This window comes from Streptomyces sp. CA-288835 (assembly GCF_050936385.1).
Classification (GTDB): domain Bacteria; phylum Actinomycetota; class Actinomycetes; order Streptomycetales; family Streptomycetaceae; genus Streptomyces.
In genome coordinates, this window is record NZ_JBNJMW010000001.1 from 685804 (window position 1) to 702173 (window position 16370).

Sequence of the window (16370 nt, forward strand, 5' to 3'; positions counted from 1 at the left end):
CGCGAAAGCCCTGCAGGGCCGGCCGCAGGCCGGCGCGGGAAGGGAGCGGCACATGACCGACTACTGGCCCGCGGGACTGCCTCGCCGCCTCGACTACCCCGATGTCCCGCTCGGCGCGGTGCTCGCCGGATCCGCCCGCCGCTACCGCGACCGGGCAGCCGTGCGCGACGGCGACCAGGTTCTCACCTTCACCGGCCTGTACGAACAGGCTGCCGCGTTCGCCCGCGGCCTCAGGGCGCGCGGCATACGGCAGGGTGACGTGGTCGCCCTTCACCTGCCGAACACCCTGTGGTTCGCCGTCGCCTACTACGGCATCACGCTCGCCGGCGCGACAGCCTGCCCGGCCAACCCCGCCCAGCCGGCCAGGGCTCTGCGCGCCCAGCTCGCCGACTGCTCCGCGGCGGCCGTGGTGACCCATCCGGAGCCGGCACCGGTGCTGGCCGAGGCGATCGACGGGCTGACGGTCCGGTTGGTCGTCATCGTGCCGCCCAGCGCATCGGCCCCGGCCGACAGGCCGGATGACTGCGCACAGCTCTTCGGGAAGGCGGGCACCGCCCTGGCGGACCTCGTCGCGGGCCAGAGCACCCGCCCGCCGGAGGTGCTGGTCCCCACCGACTCCGTCGCCCAGTACGGGTACACCGGCGGAACCACCGGAGCACCCAAGGGAGTGCGCATACTGCACCGCAACATCGTCGCCAACACCATCCAGGTCGCTGGCTGGCGCTCCGGGGCACTCCCCGGGCTCGACAGCGAAGGCGGTGTGGTGCTGCACCCCTTGGAGACCTCCGGCGACTACGCCCTGGCCCCGGGCAGCTACGCCACGCTGTGTGTCTCGCCCCTGTTCCACGCCCTTGGCTTGATCAGCCTCAACTTCTTCCTCCTGTGCGGCGCCACCACCATCCTGAGCGGCCGCTTCGATGCGGAGTCGTACCTGGAGCAGGTGGAACGGCACCGGGTCGCGTACCTCCCGGGCGCCCCGGCGCTCTATCACGCCCTGCTGGCGACACCGGGCATCCGCACGCGGGACCTCAGCTCGGTCAAGGCCGTGGTGTCGGGTGGCGCCCCCATAGACACGCACTCGTTGGAGCAGCTGACAGAGGTCTTCCCCGACGCCGCCGTCATCGAGGGTTACGGCCTGACGGAGGCGACAGCAACCGTGTCCAGCGGCCCGATCGCGAAGGCCGGGCTGCGCAAGCCGGGCAGCCAGGGGCTTCCCCTGTTCGACACCGAGCTGGAGATCCGGGACCCGCTGGATCCCGGCCGGAAGGTGCCGCGGGGCGAGCGCGGCGAGATCTGGATGCGGGGCCCTCAGGTGGCCTCGGGCTACCTCAACCGCCCGGACGAGACCGCCGCGCAGTTCGTCGACGGCTGGCTGCGCACCGGCGACACCGGCCACCTCGACGCGGACGGCTTCCTGTACGTCTCCGGCAGGTCGAAGGACATGCTCATCTACAAGGGCTACAACGTGTACCCGCGCGAGCTGGAGGACATCCTCGGCGGCCACCCGGCAGTGCTCCAGGCATCGGTCGTCGGGAGGGCGGTGCCTGCCGTCGGCGAGGTCCCCGTCGCCTTCGTGGTCCCGGCCACCGAGCCGCGCGCGATGGCCGAGGAGCTGATGGAGTACGTCGCGGAGCGCGTGACGCCGTACAAGCGGATCAGAGAGGTCCGTTTCGTCGACGAACTTCCCCTGTCCCCGGCCGGAAAGGTGCTGAAAACCGAGCTCCGCCGCCTGGCCCGGACGACTCGAGGCCCGGGCGAACCCCCCTCGGGCACACAGGAAACCAGCGCGCCGGACACGGCGGAAAGGCAGGTCTGACATGCGTGACGCGGTCATCGTGGACGCCGTCCGTACTCCCGTGGGTAAGCGGAACGGCTCGTTGAGCAGTGTGCACCCGGTCGACCTGTCCGCCGTGGTGCTGCGGGCCCTGGCCGAACGCAACGACCTGGACCCGGCGTTGGTCGAGGACGTGCTGTGGGGTTGCGTCTCGCAGATCGGTGAGCAGGGCGGCTGCGTCGGCCGTTTCGCCGTCCTGGCCGCCGGATGGCCTGAGGAAGTGCCCGGCGTCACCATCGACCGGCAGTGCGGATCCTCGCAGCAGGCGGCGCAGTTCGCCGCCGCGGGAGTGATGAGCGGCCAGTACGACATCGTGGTCGCGGGCGGCGTGGAGTCGATGAGCCGCGTACCGCTGGGCTCCGGCCGCGAGCGGGGCCCCGGCGAACCCTTCGGCCCGGCCGTGCAGGCCCGGTACGGCGTCTCACGGTTCAGCCAGGGGCTGGGCGCGGAGGAGATCGCGCGGCGCTGGGGGCTGAGCCGGGAGCAACTCGACGCGCACAGCCTCCGGTCGCACGCCAACGCGGCGGCCGCGATCGACGAGGGGCGGTTCAAGTCCCAGATCGTGCCGGTGGACGTGACGGACGAGGACGGTTCCGTACGCACCGTCGACACGGACGAGGGAGTACGGCGGGGCGGCACGGCCGCCACGATGGCGGGTCTGAAGCCCGCGTTCACCGAGGACGGCGTGGTCACGGCCGGCAACTCCTCGCAGATATCCGACGGTGCCTCGGCGCTGCTGGTCATGAGCGGCGAGAAGGCGCGTGAACTCGGTCTGCGCCCGATCGCCCGCTTCCACTCCTTCGCCGTCGTCGGAGTCGACCCCGTGACGATGCTCACCGGCCCCATCCCGGCCACCGAGAAGGTCCTGAAGCGCGCCGGTCTGGGCATCGAGGACATCGGCGCCTTCGAGATCAACGAGGCGTTCGCCAGCGTGACCTGCGCCTGGCTCGCCGAGACCGGCGCCGATCCGGACCGGCTCAATCCCGACGGCGGCGCCATCGCCCTCGGCCATCCCCTGGGAGCCTCCGGCGCCCGGCTGACCACGACGCTGCTCCACCACATGCGAGCCACCGGCGTCCGCTACGGCCTGCAGTCGATGTGCGAGGGCGGCGGCATGGCGAACGCCACCGTCCTGGAACTCCTTCCCCGCTGAGCCCGAGCAGCCCGAGCAGCCCGAGCAGCCCGAGCAGCTCGAGCAGCCGGAGTGGCCAAGCGGCCCAAGCAGCCCGAGCCCTGGGGCCCGCTCGACAAGGCGCCCACAACCGAGGAGTGCGAAAAGCCAATGGAACCAGACGAGTTCGACGCCGTTCTGGCGGCGGTGCGGGCCTTCGTGCGCGAGAAGGTCGTCCCGCGCGAGAACGAGATCGAGGAGAAGGACGAGATCCCGGCGGACCTCCGCGAGAAGGCCGCGGCCATGGGCCTGTTCGGCTACGCGCTGCCCCAGGAGTACGGCGGCCTTGGCTTCTCCATGACGGAGGACGTACGCCTCTCCCTGGAGATCGGCTACACCACGCCCGCGTTCCGCTCGATGTTCAGCATCAACAACGGGGTCGCCGGCCAGCTCCTGGCGAGTTCCGGCACCGAGGAGCAGAAGCGGCGCTATCTGCCGCGGATGGCCGCCGGGGAGTTGATCGCGGCGTTCACGCTCACGGAGGCGGAGGCGGGCTCGGACCCCAGCGGTATCAGGACCCGTGCCGTACGCGACGGGGACGGCTACGTCCTGAACGGCAGTAAGCGGTTCATCACCAATGCTCCGCTCGCCGGTGTCTTCATGGTGTTCGCCCGCACCGGGCCGCAGAGCACGGGAGCCGAGGGGATCTCCGTCTTCGCCGTCGACGCGGACAGCCCCGGCGTCACCGTGGGACCGAGGGACCACAAGATGGGCCAGTCCGGGGCCTTGAGCGCGGAGGTCTTCTTCGCCGACGTACGCCTTCCGGCGAGTGCCCTCGTGGGAGAACGCGAGGAAGAGGGGTTCCGCACCGCCATGCGGTCGCTGGCGAGGGGACGTCTGAGCGTCGCGGCGATGTGTGTGGGGCTGGCCGGGCGCATCCTGGACGAAAGCGTCGCGCACGCCTCGGTCACCCGGCAGGGCGGACGTCCCATCGGCGAGTTCCAGCTCGTCCAGGCCATGCTCGCCGAGTCGCACGCCGAGATGTACGCGGCCCGCGCCATGGTGCTGGAGGCCGCCCGCGCGTACGACTCGGGCGAGGACCGCAGGCTGGCGCCGTCCTCCACGAAACTGTTCTGCAGCGAGATGGTGGGCCGGGTGGCCGACCGTGCCGTCCAGATCCACGGGGGCATGGGCTACATGCGCCACGTTCCCGTCGAGCGCTTCTACCGGGACGTGCGACTGTTCCGCATCTACGAGGGGACGAGCGAGATCCAGAAGCTCATCGTGGGCAGGCAGTTGCTGCGGGAGCACGCGTGACGGGCGGCGCGGGCGGCCCCATGAGCGAGGCGCGAGAGGCCAAGCCGGCCGGGCCACTGGCGGGCATCACGGTGGTGTCCCTGGAGCAGGCGGTGGCGGCCCCAATCTGCACCCGCACCCTCGGTGACTTCGGGGCTCGGGTGATCAAGGTGGAGAACCCGGAAGGCGGTGACTTCGCCCGGCACTACGACGACGTGGTGGGCGGCATGGCGGCGCACTTCGTATGGGTCAACCGGGGCAAGGAGTCGGTCACGCTGAACCTGAAGGATCCGGCCGGTATGGCGGTACTCCACCGGTTGCTCGACCGCGCCGATGTGATGGTCTCCAATCTTGCTCCCGGTGCCACGGCGAGGCTCGGAATCGCGCCCACCGACCTGGCCGTCAGCCACCCGGAACTCATCGCCGTGGAGATCGACGGCTACGGGCCGGGAGGCCCGCTGTCCCACAAGCGCGCTTACGATCTGCTGGCCCAGGCCGAGTCGGGCGCATGCGCGATGACAGGCTTTCCCGGTGCGCCGGCCAAGCCCGGTCCGCCGATGGCCGACGTGTGCACCGGCCTGTATGCCGCGTTGTCGGTTCTGGCGCTGCTCTGCGGCAAGGAGCGCGGCCATGGTCGCGGCGCCGCCGCGGTCGCGGTGAGCCTGTTCGACACGATGACGGAGTTGATGGGGTATCAGCTCACCTACACGCTGCACACGGGTGTGGACCAGCAGCCGGTCGGCATGGGCTCGCCCGCGGTGGCGCCGTACGGCGCCTACCGCACAGCGGACGGCCAGACCGTCGTCCTGGGCACGACGAACGACCGCGAATGGCGGCGATTCGCGCGCGACCTTCTCGGCCGGCCCGACCTGGCCGACGACGAACGCTTTCGTACCGCCTCCGGCCGGGTCGCGCACCGAGAGTTCCTGGACGCGGAGATCGCCGACTGGTGCGCACGCCATGACCTGACGCAGGTGCAGAGCGACGCGGATGCCGCAGGGATCGGGAATGCCCGGTTCAACACACCGAGCGAGGTCATAGCCCATCCGCATCTGATGGCCCGCGACCGGTGGCGCCGGATCGACACACCTCACGGTCAGGTACCCGCTCTGCTTCCACCTCCGGTCATCGCCGGCTACGAGCCACCGATGGGTGGGATCCCCGCACTCGGTCAGCACACCGACGCCCTGCTCACCGAACTCGGCGTCACCGAGGACGACATCGCTGTGCTGCGCGCACAAGGCGCGGTGGCTCCGACCCCTCGCTGAGGTGCCGGAGCCATGCCTCGACGGCGCGCCATCGGCATGACCCTCGGCGGTCGCAGCGCGTACGAAGACCGCGGGCGATGCTGACGGCGTACGACGTGCACGGACGGCGGGCGTTCGCACGACGATCGCTCGGCATCAGGTTCCGGCGCGGGTCACTTCCGTTCCTGTCTCCCGTCACATACGGCAGCGGTGATCATCCCTCCGGCGGAGGAGACGATCTCATCGCCCGGGCCGAGCGGAACGTCCGCGCCCTGACGACCGTGGCCCGGGAACTCGGGCCCCTCCTCTCCGCCGCGTACGGAAGGACAGCTGACCGCCCCCGCTACTCAAACGTGGCCAGGAACTTCCCGAGCCGGGCGATTCCCTCCCGGAGCTCGTCGGTCGACGCCGCGCAGGAGAGCCGTACGTGCGTCTCCGCCGTGTGGACGCCGAAGTTCCTGCCCGGCGTGAGCGCGACGTGCTCCTCTTGGAGTGCTCCCTCGCAGAACTCCAAGGAGGCGAGCCCAGTGCGGCTCACGTCGAAGTAGACACGGCATTGTCATCGCTTCGACAGGGGGAACAGCCGTGCCGGGCCCGGAGGCCGGCGATCCTCTTGCAGGACCGCGAAGAAACTCGGCCACGCCCTGGACCCGAGAGCGTGCTCATGAGTGCCCTTGGCTTCCGTTTGAGTTCGCGCCGTTCTTCGTGCCCGGGATCCGGCCTGTGCGTCGCCAGGGGGCAAGCACAGCCCAGCCGTAGTTGTTCGTGCCCACCACTCGGTCCAGCTCCGCACCGCTGGGAACACGCCCTGCAGCCAGCTGCCGCTGAAGTGCTCCCACATCGACTGCTCCGCCGTCACGCCGACCAGCCGAGACGGCTCGCCCTGAAACGGCGAAGTCGGCGCGGCTCCCAACTCGCCGCCATCCGCCGGCTCTCGGCCGTACCCAGTCGCCTCTCGCTCTTCCACCTCTGTCTCGTCTCGTTCCTCTACTTCCTCCTCGCGGCAACCTCCCGCCGTCTCGTCTCGGTCGGGCATCCGGCTGCCATCGTTCTGAGTCTCGGCGTCAGCCGTCGCCGAACCACCGGCGCTCTCGGTACTCTCTCGGCCTCCGGGACGCTGTACGAGCAGTTCCACCGAGAGCAACAGGGCGACCGGCGGCCAGCCGCCACCGGCATCGGCTTCCACGCCGGCGCAGGCGCCGCAGCGATGTTCGCCGCCAACGACACCGCGACACCGCGATACCGCGATACCGAGAAGAAACGCCAGCCACACAACGGGGCCCGTGCCCGACGCCCCACTCCACGAGCAGGAGACAACAACCCGACCGTCGCCAGCAGCGACAACCCGTCAACCGACAGGGGCCACAAGGTCGCGCTCACGGCGTCCGCCCCCTGCAACGCGAACTCCCGCTGATGCACGTACGAGGCGTACCCGGCCACCGAGGCCACCACCAACGCGCGGCCAGGCCTCACCCACAGCTCAAACCCGACACCGCTGCCGACGGCCTCCGACAATGCATCCGGAGACCCTGTGCCCGCTCCCCTGCTCTGGGCGCTCACCGGGAACCACCTCTACGACGACGCTGCCGCGGCACCGCCACCGTCCCGGAAAGCGCCTCGCCGGGGGCGCTTCGCAGAAGGTTGGCGGCGGCGTCTTCCTTTCCGCTGCCATTTCTTCCTCCTCGCTCGTTCAAATCAAATGCCCTCTGAGTGCCCCTCGAACGGCTCAGCGGTGCTGCGCCATGGGAGGCGAGGGCGGATGAGCGATGTGACTGTGGTGGAAGGCATGGCGTGCACACGGAGACGAGGAGGCGCGATGTCGGAGGGATTGGCCGAGAGCGGCATGCCGTGCGCTGCCAAGGGGGGTGGCGCGGAAGGGCCGTCGGACGGGTCCCCATGCGACTTCGAGCAGCTGAGCGCCGTCGCCGACGCCGTCCTGTATGAGGGCTACCTCCTCTATCCCTACCGTCGGTCTTCGGCCAAGAACCGCGTCCGGTGGCAGTTCGGGGTGCTTTTCCCCCGGGATTGGGTTGAGTCGGAGGGCCCCGTCGTCCCGGGTGTGTCCGGCTCCGCCGACTCCTGGTACCAGCAGACCGAGTGCCTGCTGCGAATCCGCCGGCCCGGCGCGTCCGTACGAGTGCGACTTCGGTACCTGCAGATGCAGCGCAAGCAGGTGCAGGAAACCGGCCGGGACGGTGGCCACAGCGCCGTCGAGTCGTTGCGGACCGACAACGGCACGGCTCATCTGACCTTCGACGAGGCAGTGCCGCGCGAAGTCGATGTCGCGGTCTGCCTGGACGACCTATTTCAGAGTGAACGCACCGTTTCGGTGGGAGCGGAGGCCGGGGTGGACATCGAGCCACTGCCGGGTCACGCCGGTCGGGTAGTGCGGCGCCGGGAGGAGCTACGGGCGAGCACAACTGTCGCCGCCGAGCAGCTCTCGCCGGACCTGTGCCGACTCCGGGTACGCACCACGAACACGGGATCTGTGCCGGATCCGCGGGCCCCACGCGACGAGGCGCTGCGCCGTGCGCTCATCGCCACCCATACCCTCGTCGGCGGTGAAGGCGTGGAGTTCGTCTCGCTGATCGATCCGCCCACGGACCTGGCTGCACATGTCGGCAGGTGCCGGAACGAATTCACCTTCCCCGTCCTCGGCGGTGGATCCCCCACCGCCCCGGCCCGCTCCCGCAGCCCGCAGGGCGGCGGCACCGGACACGTTCTGCTGTCCTCACCGATCATTCTGCCCGACCACCCGCAGGTGGCTCCGGAGAGCCCGGGGGATCTGCACGACGCAGCGGAGATCGACGAGATCCTCACTCTGCGCACGATGCTGCTGACCGACGAGGAGAAGCGCGAGGCACGCGCCACCGACCTGCGGGCCGCCGCGATCCTCGACCGGGTCGAGACCATGCCCCCGGAGGTCTTCGCACGGCTGCACGGTGCCGTCCGCTCCCTGGCACCGGTCATCCCCACCACAGCCGCTCCCGCTGCCGCTCCCGAGCGACCCGCATGGTGGCAGGAGGGCGCCGACGACGGTTTCTCCCCGGCCACCGACACGGTCCTCGTCGACGGCGTGCCCCTCGGCGGTGGCAGCCGCGTCCGGCTTCGACCACGGGGACGGGGCGCCGACGCCCAGGACATGTTCCTGTCCGGACGGACCGCCGAGGTGGCCGCAGTTTTCCACGACGTCGACGGCAGCGTGCACCTCGCCGTCACCCTCGACGACGATCCTGCGTCCGAACTGCACACCTGGTACGGCCGCTTCCACTACTTCCGGCCCGACGAGCTCGAACCGCTCGAGCCCGCCGAAGTCCCGGACGAGCCGGCGTCACCGGCTCCCGCCGCACCCCCGGCGCGGCACACGACCGACTCCGAGACCCCCTGCAGCGGAGGCCGATGACATGACAACCGACAGCAGTACCGCAGAAGTCAGCAAGGAACCCAGTCGCGCCGAGGACCGGCAGGGTATCGACGAGATCCACATCCTCTGGATCTCCGAGGGCATGAGCTGCGACGGCGACACCGTCTCTCTCACCGCCGCCGGCCAGCCCTCCATCGAGGATCTGGTGCTCGGTCTGATCCCGGGCCTGCCGAAGGTGAACCTGGTCAACAAGGTGCTCTCACCGAGCCTGGGCGGCGAGGACTTCCTCGCGCCCTACCGGGCGGCGGTGCGCGGCGAGCTGGCGACCCCGTTCATCCTCGTCATCGAGGGCTCGATCCCCAACCAGAACATCATCGAGGGCGACGGCTACTGGACGTCCTTCGGCAATGACCCGGAGACCGGTGAACCGCAGACCCTGAACTGGTGGATCGACCAACTGGCGCCCAAGGCCTGGGCGGTGGTGGCCGCCGGCACCTGCGCCACTTTCGGCGGCATCCACGCCATGGCCGGGAACCCGACCGGCTGCATGGGCCTCGCCGACTACCTGGGCTGGGACTACACCTCCCAGGGCGGGTTGCCGGTCGTCAACGTGCCCGGCTGCCCGATCCAGCCCGAGAACTTCATGGAGACCCTGATCTGGGTCCTCTATCACGCGGCCGGTTCCGCACCTCCGCCACCGCTGGACCACATGCTGCGCCCGCAGTGGCTGTTCGGGAAGACGGTGCACGAGGGCTGCGACCGCGGCTCGTACTACGAGCAGGCCAGCTTCGCCAAGGACTACAACTCGCCCAAGTGCCTGGTCAAGACGGGTTGTTGGGGTCCTGTCGTCAACTGCAACGTGCCCAAGCGCGGCTGGATGGCCGGCATCGGCGGCTGCCCGAACGTCGGCGGTATCTGCATCGGGTGCACGATGCCCGGCTTCCCTGACGCGTTCATGCCGTTTATGGACGAGCCTCCCGGCGGCACGCTCTCCTCGCTGGCCATCAAGCCGTACGGGGCCGTCGTCCGCCGCCTTCGCGGCATGACGAACGAGCTGGTCAACCACGAGCCCAAGTGGCGCCACAACAAGCGGAAGCTGACCAGCGGCTACGACCCGCGCTGGCGGCCCTGATGCCGCGCCCCATCCACCCCACACCACGCCCATGGAAAACCGACAGCGAGGGGCAGTACCGCAGATGACCACAACCGAGGCCCGGCCCACGGGGCGCAAGCCGCCAGAGCTCGTGGACATGTCCTGGGATCCGATCACCCGGATCATCGGGAACCTGGGCATCTACACGAAGATCGACTTCGCCAACCGGGAAGTCGTGGAGTGCCACAGCACCTCGTCGCTGTTCCGCGGCTACTCGGTGTTCATGAAGGGCAAGGATCCGCGTGACGCGGGATTCATCACGTCCCGGATCTGCGGCATCTGCGGCGACAACCACACGACCTGTTCCGACTACGCCCAGCAGATGGCCTACGGCGTCAAGCCTCCCCCGCTGGCCGACTACATCGTCAACCTCGGCGAAGCAGCCGAGTACATGTTCGACCACACGATCTTCCAGGACAACCTGGTGTTCGTGGACTTCTGCGAGGCGATGGTCAAGGCCACCAACCCCGGTGTACTGGCCCGCGCCGAACGCACCGAAGCTCCCCACGGGGACATTCACGGCTACCGGACGATCGCCGACATCATGCGGGCGTTCAACCCCTTCGAGGGCGAGGTCTACAAGGAGGCCCTGAAGGTCAGCCGGGTCACCCGCGAGATGTTCTGCCTGATGGAGGGGCGGCACGTCCATCCGTCGACGTTGTATCCCGGTGGCGTCGGCACGATGCCGCAGCCGACCACCTTCACCGACTACCTCAGCCGGCTCATGCGGGTCATCGACTTCGTCAAGAAGGCCGTCGCCATGAACGACGACGTCTTCGACTTCTTCTACGAGGCGCTGCCCGGCTACGAGGAGGTCGGCCGCCGCCGCATCCTGCTGGGCTGCTGGGGAGCCTTCCAGGACCCCACGTCCGTCGACTACCGCTACGAGACGATGAACAACTGGGGCAAGGACATGTATGTCACCCCGGGCATCATCGTCGACGGCGAGCTGGTCACCAACAACCTCGTCGACATCAACCTCGGCCTGCGGATCCTGCTCGGCAGCTCGTACTACGAGGACTGGGTCAACGAACGGCCCTTCGTCACCCACGACCCGCTCGGCAACCCCGTCGACATGCGCCACCCGTGGAACCAGACGACCGTCCCGGTGCCGCAGAAGCGCAACTTCGACGAAAAGTACAGCTGGGTGATGAGTCCGCGCTGGTACGACAAGAAGACGGATCAGCACCTGGCCCTCGACACCGGCGGCGGCCCGCTCGCCCGGCTCTGGTCGACCGCCCTGAACGGCCTGGTCGACACCCCGTACGTCAAGGCCACCGGCCACAGCGTGCGCATCTCCCTGCCCAAGGGCGAGTCGCTGCCGGAGACGACTCTGGAGTGGCGCATCCCGCAGTGGAGCAACACCATCGAACGCGACCGCGCCCGGCCGTACTTCATCGCCTACGCGGCCGCCATGGCCCTGCAGTTCGTGGAGGAGGCCATGGGGCTCGTGCGGGCCGGCGAGACCAAGGTGTTCGAGAACTATGAGGTGCCCGACGAGGCGATCGGCTGCGGCTTCCACGAGGCCGTGCGCGGTGTCCTCTCCCACCACCTGGTGATCAAGGACAAGAAGATCGCCAACTACCACCCGTACCCGCCCACCCCGTGGAACGCCAGCCCCCGCGACATGTACGGCACCCCCGGCCCGTACGAGGACGCCGTCCAGGGTCAGCCCATCTTCGAGGAGAACGGGCCCGACGACTTCAAGGGCGTCGACATCATGCGCACGGTCCGCAGTTTCGACCCCTGCCTGCCGTGCGGCGTGCACATGTACGTCGGCAAGGGCAAGACGCTGACCACCCTGCACTCGCCGACGTACGGGGCGAACCATGGCTGAGGCCGGCACCGCGCGGCTGGCGGACCCGGACGTGGAGGCCCGGCTGGCCCGGCTCGACGACCTGCTGGAAGGGCTCCAGTCCACGCCCGGTCCCACCACGCGCTCCGCCACCGAGGCGGTCGTGCTCCTGACCGAGGTCTACGGCGAGGCGCTGGCCCGGATCCTGGACCAGACGGACGGGCAGCTGGCCGAGCGCCTGGCCGACGACGAGTTGCTCGGGCACCTGATGGTGCTGCACGACATCCACCCCGAGCCGGCCGAGCGCCGGGCGGCCCGCGCGGTCGAGCGGCTGCGGCCCGCCGTACGCGAACGCGGCGGCGACGTCGAGTGGGCCGGTGTGGAGGGGCAGGTGGGCCGGGTGCGCCTGAAGTCGGGCGGCGGGTGCGGCTCCGGATGCGGCAGCGGGGCGACCGAGGTCACCGACGCGGTCCAGGAGGCGGTGCTCGCCGCCGCTCCGGAACTGACGGCGGTGGAATCGCTGCCGACCTCCTCCGACGGGCAGGCGGCCTTGGCGTTCGTACCGCTGGCCACGCTGACGCACCGAGGCACCCGGTGATCACGGACGGAGCGCTGGCCCGCCTCGTCCGTGCCTCGGCCGACCGCACGGCGGCGGCCGAGTCGGAGGTGTGCGACCTGTGCGCCGCGCCGGTGCCCGACGAACACGCCCACCTGTACGACACCGGGCAGCAGGAAGTGCGCTGCGTCTGCCGTCCCTGCTCGGTGCTGTTCGCACAGGGCGGGGCGGGTGACGGCCACTACCGGCTCGTGCCCCGGCGCCGAGTACGGCTTCCTCGGGTCGACACGGAAGTTCTGGGCGTACCCGTCGGCCTCGTCTTCTTCGTGCCCCGGGCAGACGGCACGGTCACCGCCGAGGGCCCGAGTCCGGCCGGAGCCATGCGGTGGGAGGTGGACGCGGCGGCATGGCAGCAGCTGGCCGCGACGTGTCCGCAGCTCGCCGGCGTGGAACCCGAGGTGGAGGCACTGCTGGTGAACACCGTCCACGGCCTCGACCACCACTGGATCGTGCCGATCGACGACTGCTACCGGATGGTCGCGGTCGTACGCCGGGAGTGGCGGGGCCTGTCCGGAGGCGGCCGGATCTGGCAGGCCGTCGAGCGGTTCTTCGAGGACCTCACCGAACGGCCATGAGCACGCACTCCGCAGGTCGGAGGCGAGGAAGGAGATCATCCCATGGGCAGCATCAGAGTGGGCAGGCCCCAGGCGAAGCCCGACACGCCCCGGCACGTCGCCGGCATGCACCAGGGCAACAAGGGGCGCTACGAGGACCAGACCGGTCACCACGAGGACGGCACCGCCGACGCGCGGCGCTCCACCGGGATCCACTGGAAGCGGCATGACGCGCTCGCGGACACCATGCCGAACATCTCGCCGGGATGAGCGGGACGAGAAACAGCAGGGAGTCGCCGAAGATGAAAGTCCAACGAGCACGAAGGCCGGCTGCCCCGGGCAGGCGAGCCAGGATGACCGGACAGCGGGTGCTGAAGACCGAGGCCGTCGTGGCGGGCGGTCTCGTGGTGGCGCTGCTCGTGTGGGAGCTCCCCAGCCTGAGGCGGGAGGCGCGGATCTGGCGGATGGCCGGCGGTTTTCGCGCCGGCCACCGGTACCCGTGAGCAGGCCGTGCACGAACTGTCGATCGCGACCGCGATCATCGAGCGGGCCGACGAGCTGGCCCGGGCGAACGGGACGAACGCCGTTTCGGCGGTGACCGTCCGGGTCGGCGAACTGGCGGGCGTCGTCCCCGACGCCCTGGATTTCGCCTTCGAGGTGGCCCGCGACGGCACCGCCCTCGCCGACGCACGGCTCGTGGTCGAGCAGGTCCCCGCGCAGGCATGGTGCGGTCCGTGCGCCGAGGAGTTTCCGGTGGGCATGCCGCCGTTCTTCTGGTGCCCGCGCTGTGACCAGCCCTCCACCGAGCTGCGCAGCGGCCGGGAACTTCAGATCACCGGGATCGAGCCGTTATCGGTCCCGACCTAGCGCGAGTGGGCCCCGCCGACACGTCGGCGGGGCCCACTCGCGTCCGGCTCAGCAGATACGCGGCAACTGCTCGCCCAGCGGCAGGTCCACCACCCGCGTGCCGCCGAGGCCGGTGCAGACCACGACCATGCCGGGGTGCTCGGCCACGCACTCGCCGATCAGGGTGGCTCCGCCGCCCTGCGGGTGGGCACGCATCGCCGCGAGGACCTCCTCCGCCGCCGACGGGGGCACGAAGGCGACCAGCCGCCCCTCGTTGGCGACGTAGAGGGGGTCGAGCCCCAGGAAGCCGCAGGCGTTCGCCACCGCGTCCGGCACCGGGATGGCGCGCTCCCGCAGCCGGACACCGGTTCCGGAGGCGCGGGCGATCTCGTTGAGGGACGCGGCGAGCCCGCCCCTGGTGGGATCGCGCAGCACGTGGATGTCCGGGGTGACGGCCAGCACGGCCGCCACCAGGTCTGCCAGCGGCGCGGTGTCACTGGCGACCTCGACGCCGAACTCCAGCCCCTCCCGGACGCTCATGATCGCCACCCCGTGGAGGCCGATCGGACCGCTGACGATGACGGCGTCACCGGGCCGCGCCCGCTGGGGTCGGATGTCCACCCCGTCGGGGACGAGCCCCACACCGGCGGTGGTGACGTACACACCGTCGCCGTGCCCGGACTCCACCACCTTGGTGTCACCCGTGGCGATGGTGACCCCGGCGGCCTCGGCCGCCGCACCCATGGCGTGCGCGATCCGTTCGACGACCGTCAGTTCCACGCCCTCTTCCAGGACGAAGGCGGCGGAGAGGTACGCCGGCCTGGCACCGCTCATCGCAAGGTCGTTCACGGTGCCGTTGACCGCCAGGTCGCCCAGGCTGCCGCCGGGGAAGAACAGCGGTCTGACCACGTAGGAGTCGGTGGAGAAGGCCAGCCGCGCGCCGCCCAGTTCGAGGACGGCGGAGTCGGCGAGCGCGGTGAGGATGGCGTTGCCGTAGGCGGGGGCGAAGACCTGCTCCATCAGCTCCGCCGACAGCGCTCCACCGCCGCCGTGCCCCATCACCACGACCGGCTGGTCGCGCAGGGGGGCGGGACAGGTCCAGTTGGCCGGGTCGACCGTGTCGGCGAGTTGTTCAGGCAACGGGGTTCATCTCCTCCCGCGCGGCCCGGTCGGCCGGCGGTGTCGGGGCGTTCATCCGGCGGTACAGGTAGTAGGCCGCGCAGGCGCCCTCGCTGGAGACCATGGTGGCGCCGAGCGGCGTGCGCGGGGTGCAGGTGGTGCCGAACGCGGCGCACTCGGTCGGTTTGATCAGCCCCTGGAGCACCTCGCCGCTGCGGCACTCGGCGGGCTCCTCGGTACGGATTCCGGTGACGTCGAAGCGGTGCTCGGCGTCGTACGCGCGGAAGGCGTCGGTCAGCCGCCAGCCACTGGCGGGGATGGGCCCGATGCCCCGCCAGTTCCGGTCGGTGACCTCGAACACCTCCTCGATCATGCGGACGGCGGCCGGATTGCCGTCCTCACGCACGGCGCGCGCGTACGCGTTCTCCACCCGGTGCTCACCGCGCTCCAGTTGGCGGACGGCAAGGCGGATGCCCTCGAGGATGTCCAGGGGTTCGAAGCCGGTCACCACCAGCGGTACGCCGAACCGCTCGGCGAGATGCGGGTACTCGGCCGTGCCCATCACGCTGCACACGTGCCCGGCGGCCAGGAAGCCCTGCACCCGGCAGGTGGGGGCCGTCATGATGGCCTCGATGGCCGGGGGCACCCGCACGTGCGACACCAGGAGGCTGAAGTTGGTCAGGCCCAGGCGGCGTGCCTGGTGCACGGCCATCGCGTTGGCGGGGGCCGTGGTCTCGAAGCCGATGGCGAAGAAGACCACCTCCCGGTCCGGGTTGCGGCGAGCCAGTTCCAGGGCGTCGAGCGGCGAGTAGACCACGCGTACGTCGCCGCCCTCGCCCTTGACCCGGAACAGGTCGCGGTCACTGCCCGGTACCCGGAGCATGTCCCCGAAGGAACAGAAGATCACGCCGGGGCGCGAGGCGATCTCCAGCGCCTTGTCGATGACCTCCAGCGGTGTGACGCACACGGGGCAGCCGGGTCCGTGGATCAACTCCACCTGCTCAGGCAGCAGTTGGTCGATGCCGTGCCGGATGATCGAGTGGGTCTGCCCTCCGCACACCTCCATCAGGGCCCACGGCCGGGTGGCAGTGGCACGGATCTCGTCCAGCAGGCGCCGGGCCAGGTGGGGGTCGTTGAACTCGTCGAGGTACTTCACTGGGTTCCCGCCTCCTTTGCCGCCTGCTCCCAGGCGTCGCCGAACTCCTCCTCCAGCAGGCCCAGTTCCTCGAAGAGCTGCAGAGAGGCCAGAGCCGATTCCTCGTCCAGGCGCTGGAGCGCGAACCCGACGTGCACGATGACGTACTCACCCACCCGCACGTCGCGCACGTACTCCAGACACGCCTGTTTCTGCACACCGCCGAAGTCGACCAGCCCGGTGAGCGGGTCGGTACTGTCGTCGATGGCCACGACCTTGCCGGGCACTGCCAGACACATG

Annotated in this window: 17 protein-coding genes and 1 pseudogene; 13 read left to right on the plus strand and 5 right to left on the minus strand. The window is 70.1% G+C overall.

The features are described from left to right. Nucleotides 1–52 precede the first annotated feature (52 nt). The 5 genes and pseudogenes from ACQEVY_RS03255 to ACQEVY_RS03275 form a co-directional block, all read left to right on the plus strand. Nucleotides 53–1816, plus strand: a complete 1764-nt coding sequence (locus tag ACQEVY_RS03255; RefSeq protein WP_432944579.1) for a class I adenylate-forming enzyme family protein — start codon at nt 53–55, stop codon at nt 1814–1816. Nucleotide 1817: 1 nt separating this feature from the next. Further along, entirely contained in the window at nt 1818–2987 is a 1170-nt protein-coding gene (locus tag ACQEVY_RS03260) for a thiolase family protein (RefSeq protein WP_432944581.1), read from the plus strand. A gap of 129 nt (nt 2988–3116) precedes the next feature. Then, nucleotides 3117–4262: an acyl-CoA dehydrogenase family protein gene (locus ACQEVY_RS03265; protein ID WP_432944584.1), complete on the plus strand. Its 1146-nt coding sequence runs from the start codon at nt 3117–3119 to the stop codon at nt 4260–4262. A gap of 20 nt (nt 4263–4282) precedes the next feature. Beyond that, nucleotides 4283–5509, plus strand: coding sequence for a CaiB/BaiF CoA transferase family protein (locus tag ACQEVY_RS03270; protein ID WP_432944586.1), 1227 nt, complete (start codon nt 4283–4285; stop codon nt 5507–5509). Between the two features lie 209 nt (nt 5510–5718). Further along, nucleotides 5719–5805 (plus strand): annotated as a pseudogene (locus ACQEVY_RS03275) (TetR/AcrR family transcriptional regulator); the annotation flags it as partial. A gap of 26 nt (nt 5806–5831) precedes the next feature. Here ACQEVY_RS03275 and ACQEVY_RS03280 read toward each other — a convergent pair. Together ACQEVY_RS03280 and ACQEVY_RS03285 are read right to left on the minus strand one after the other, a co-directional pair. Further along, complete coding sequence (locus tag ACQEVY_RS03280; RefSeq protein ID WP_432955660.1) at nt 5832–6026, minus strand: aminotransferase class I/II-fold pyridoxal phosphate-dependent enzyme; 195 nt, start codon at nt 6024–6026, stop codon at nt 5832–5834. Between the two features lie 449 nt (nt 6027–6475). Then, a complete protein-coding gene (locus tag ACQEVY_RS03285) occupies nt 6476–7048 on the minus strand; it encodes a DUF2637 domain-containing protein (RefSeq protein ID WP_432944588.1) in 573 nt (190 codons plus the stop codon). Nucleotides 7049–7304: 256 nt separating this feature from the next. Here ACQEVY_RS03285 and ACQEVY_RS03290 point away from each other — a divergent pair, with 256 nt between their 5' ends. The 8 genes from ACQEVY_RS03290 (at nt 7305) to hypA (ending at nt 13837) form a co-directional block, all read left to right on the plus strand. Further along, complete coding sequence (locus ACQEVY_RS03290; RefSeq protein WP_432944590.1) at nt 7305–8891, plus strand: hypothetical protein; 1587 nt, start codon at nt 7305–7307, stop codon at nt 8889–8891. A gap of 1 nt (nt 8892) precedes the next feature. Then, on the plus strand, nt 8893–9984 hold the full coding sequence (locus tag ACQEVY_RS03295; protein WP_432944592.1) for a hydrogenase expression protein HypE: 1092 nt from the start codon (nt 8893–8895) through the stop codon (nt 9982–9984). 64 nt (nt 9985–10048) lie between these two features. After that, a complete protein-coding gene (locus ACQEVY_RS03300) occupies nt 10049–11842 on the plus strand; it encodes a nickel-dependent hydrogenase large subunit (protein ID WP_432944594.1) in 1794 nt (597 codons plus the stop codon). Then, nucleotides 11835–12398 (plus strand): NifU family protein, encoded by a 564-nt coding sequence (locus ACQEVY_RS03305; RefSeq protein ID WP_432944596.1) that lies wholly within the window; start codon nt 11835–11837, stop codon nt 12396–12398. Before ACQEVY_RS03300 ends, ACQEVY_RS03305 begins: the two co-directional genes overlap by 8 nt. Further along, nucleotides 12395–12991: a DUF5947 family protein gene (locus tag ACQEVY_RS03310; RefSeq protein ID WP_432944598.1), complete on the plus strand. Its 597-nt coding sequence runs from the start codon at nt 12395–12397 to the stop codon at nt 12989–12991. Before ACQEVY_RS03305 ends, ACQEVY_RS03310 begins: the two co-directional genes overlap by 4 nt. 42 nt (nt 12992–13033) lie before the next feature. Continuing rightward, nucleotides 13034–13240, plus strand: a complete 207-nt coding sequence (locus ACQEVY_RS03315; protein WP_165345780.1) for a hypothetical protein — start codon at nt 13034–13036, stop codon at nt 13238–13240. Between the two features lie 83 nt (nt 13241–13323). Next, nucleotides 13324–13473 (plus strand): hypothetical protein, encoded by a 150-nt coding sequence (locus tag ACQEVY_RS03320; RefSeq protein WP_432944601.1) that lies wholly within the window; start codon nt 13324–13326, stop codon nt 13471–13473. Nucleotides 13474–13480: 7 nt separating this feature from the next. Continuing rightward, a complete protein-coding gene (gene hypA, locus ACQEVY_RS03325) occupies nt 13481–13837 on the plus strand; it encodes a hydrogenase maturation nickel metallochaperone HypA (RefSeq protein ID WP_432944603.1) in 357 nt (118 codons plus the stop codon). Between the two features lie 48 nt (nt 13838–13885). Here the strand turns inward: hypA and hypE are convergent, their stop codons facing one another. From hypE to ACQEVY_RS03340, 3 genes are read right to left on the minus strand one after another with little or no spacing between them, the layout of a single operon-like run. After that, on the minus strand, nt 13886–14956 hold the full coding sequence (hypE, locus tag ACQEVY_RS03330) for a hydrogenase expression/formation protein HypE (protein ID WP_432944605.1): 1071 nt from the start codon (nt 14954–14956) through the stop codon (nt 13886–13888). Then, complete coding sequence (gene hypD, locus ACQEVY_RS03335) at nt 14949–16091, minus strand: hydrogenase formation protein HypD (RefSeq protein WP_432944607.1); 1143 nt, start codon at nt 16089–16091, stop codon at nt 14949–14951. The genes hypE and hypD overlap by 8 nt, the downstream gene beginning before the upstream one ends. Continuing rightward, complete coding sequence (locus ACQEVY_RS03340; RefSeq protein ID WP_165345666.1) at nt 16088–16369, minus strand: HypC/HybG/HupF family hydrogenase formation chaperone; 282 nt, start codon at nt 16367–16369, stop codon at nt 16088–16090. The genes hypD and ACQEVY_RS03340 overlap by 4 nt, the downstream gene beginning before the upstream one ends. Nucleotide 16370 lies beyond the last annotated feature (1 nt).

Excerpts from the sequence above, each read along its gene's own strand:
- ACQEVY_RS03340 (WP_165345666.1), bottom strand. The coding sequence starts at position 16,369 with ATGTGTCTGGCAGTGCCCGGCAAGGTCGTGGCCATCGACGACAGTACC.
- ACQEVY_RS03255 (WP_432944579.1), top strand. The coding sequence starts at position 53 with ATGACCGACTACTGGCCCGCGGGACTGCCTCGCCGCCTCGACTACCCC.
- ACQEVY_RS03320 (WP_432944601.1), top strand. The coding sequence starts at position 13,324 with ATGACCGGACAGCGGGTGCTGAAGACCGAGGCCGTCGTGGCGGGCGGT.
- ACQEVY_RS03295 (WP_432944592.1), top strand. The coding sequence starts at position 8,893 with ATGACAACCGACAGCAGTACCGCAGAAGTCAGCAAGGAACCCAGTCGC.
- ACQEVY_RS03265 (WP_432944584.1), top strand. The coding sequence starts at position 3,117 with ATGGAACCAGACGAGTTCGACGCCGTTCTGGCGGCGGTGCGGGCCTTC.
- ACQEVY_RS03260 (WP_432944581.1), top strand. The coding sequence starts at position 1,818 with ATGCGTGACGCGGTCATCGTGGACGCCGTCCGTACTCCCGTGGGTAAG.
- ACQEVY_RS03290 (WP_432944590.1), top strand. The coding sequence starts at position 7,305 with ATGTCGGAGGGATTGGCCGAGAGCGGCATGCCGTGCGCTGCCAAGGGG.
- ACQEVY_RS03270 (WP_432944586.1), top strand. The coding sequence starts at position 4,283 with ATGAGCGAGGCGCGAGAGGCCAAGCCGGCCGGGCCACTGGCGGGCATC.
- ACQEVY_RS03315 (WP_165345780.1), top strand. The coding sequence starts at position 13,034 with ATGGGCAGCATCAGAGTGGGCAGGCCCCAGGCGAAGCCCGACACGCCC.
- ACQEVY_RS03300 (WP_432944594.1), top strand. The coding sequence starts at position 10,049 with ATGACCACAACCGAGGCCCGGCCCACGGGGCGCAAGCCGCCAGAGCTC.
- ACQEVY_RS03305 (WP_432944596.1), top strand. The coding sequence starts at position 11,835 with ATGGCTGAGGCCGGCACCGCGCGGCTGGCGGACCCGGACGTGGAGGCC.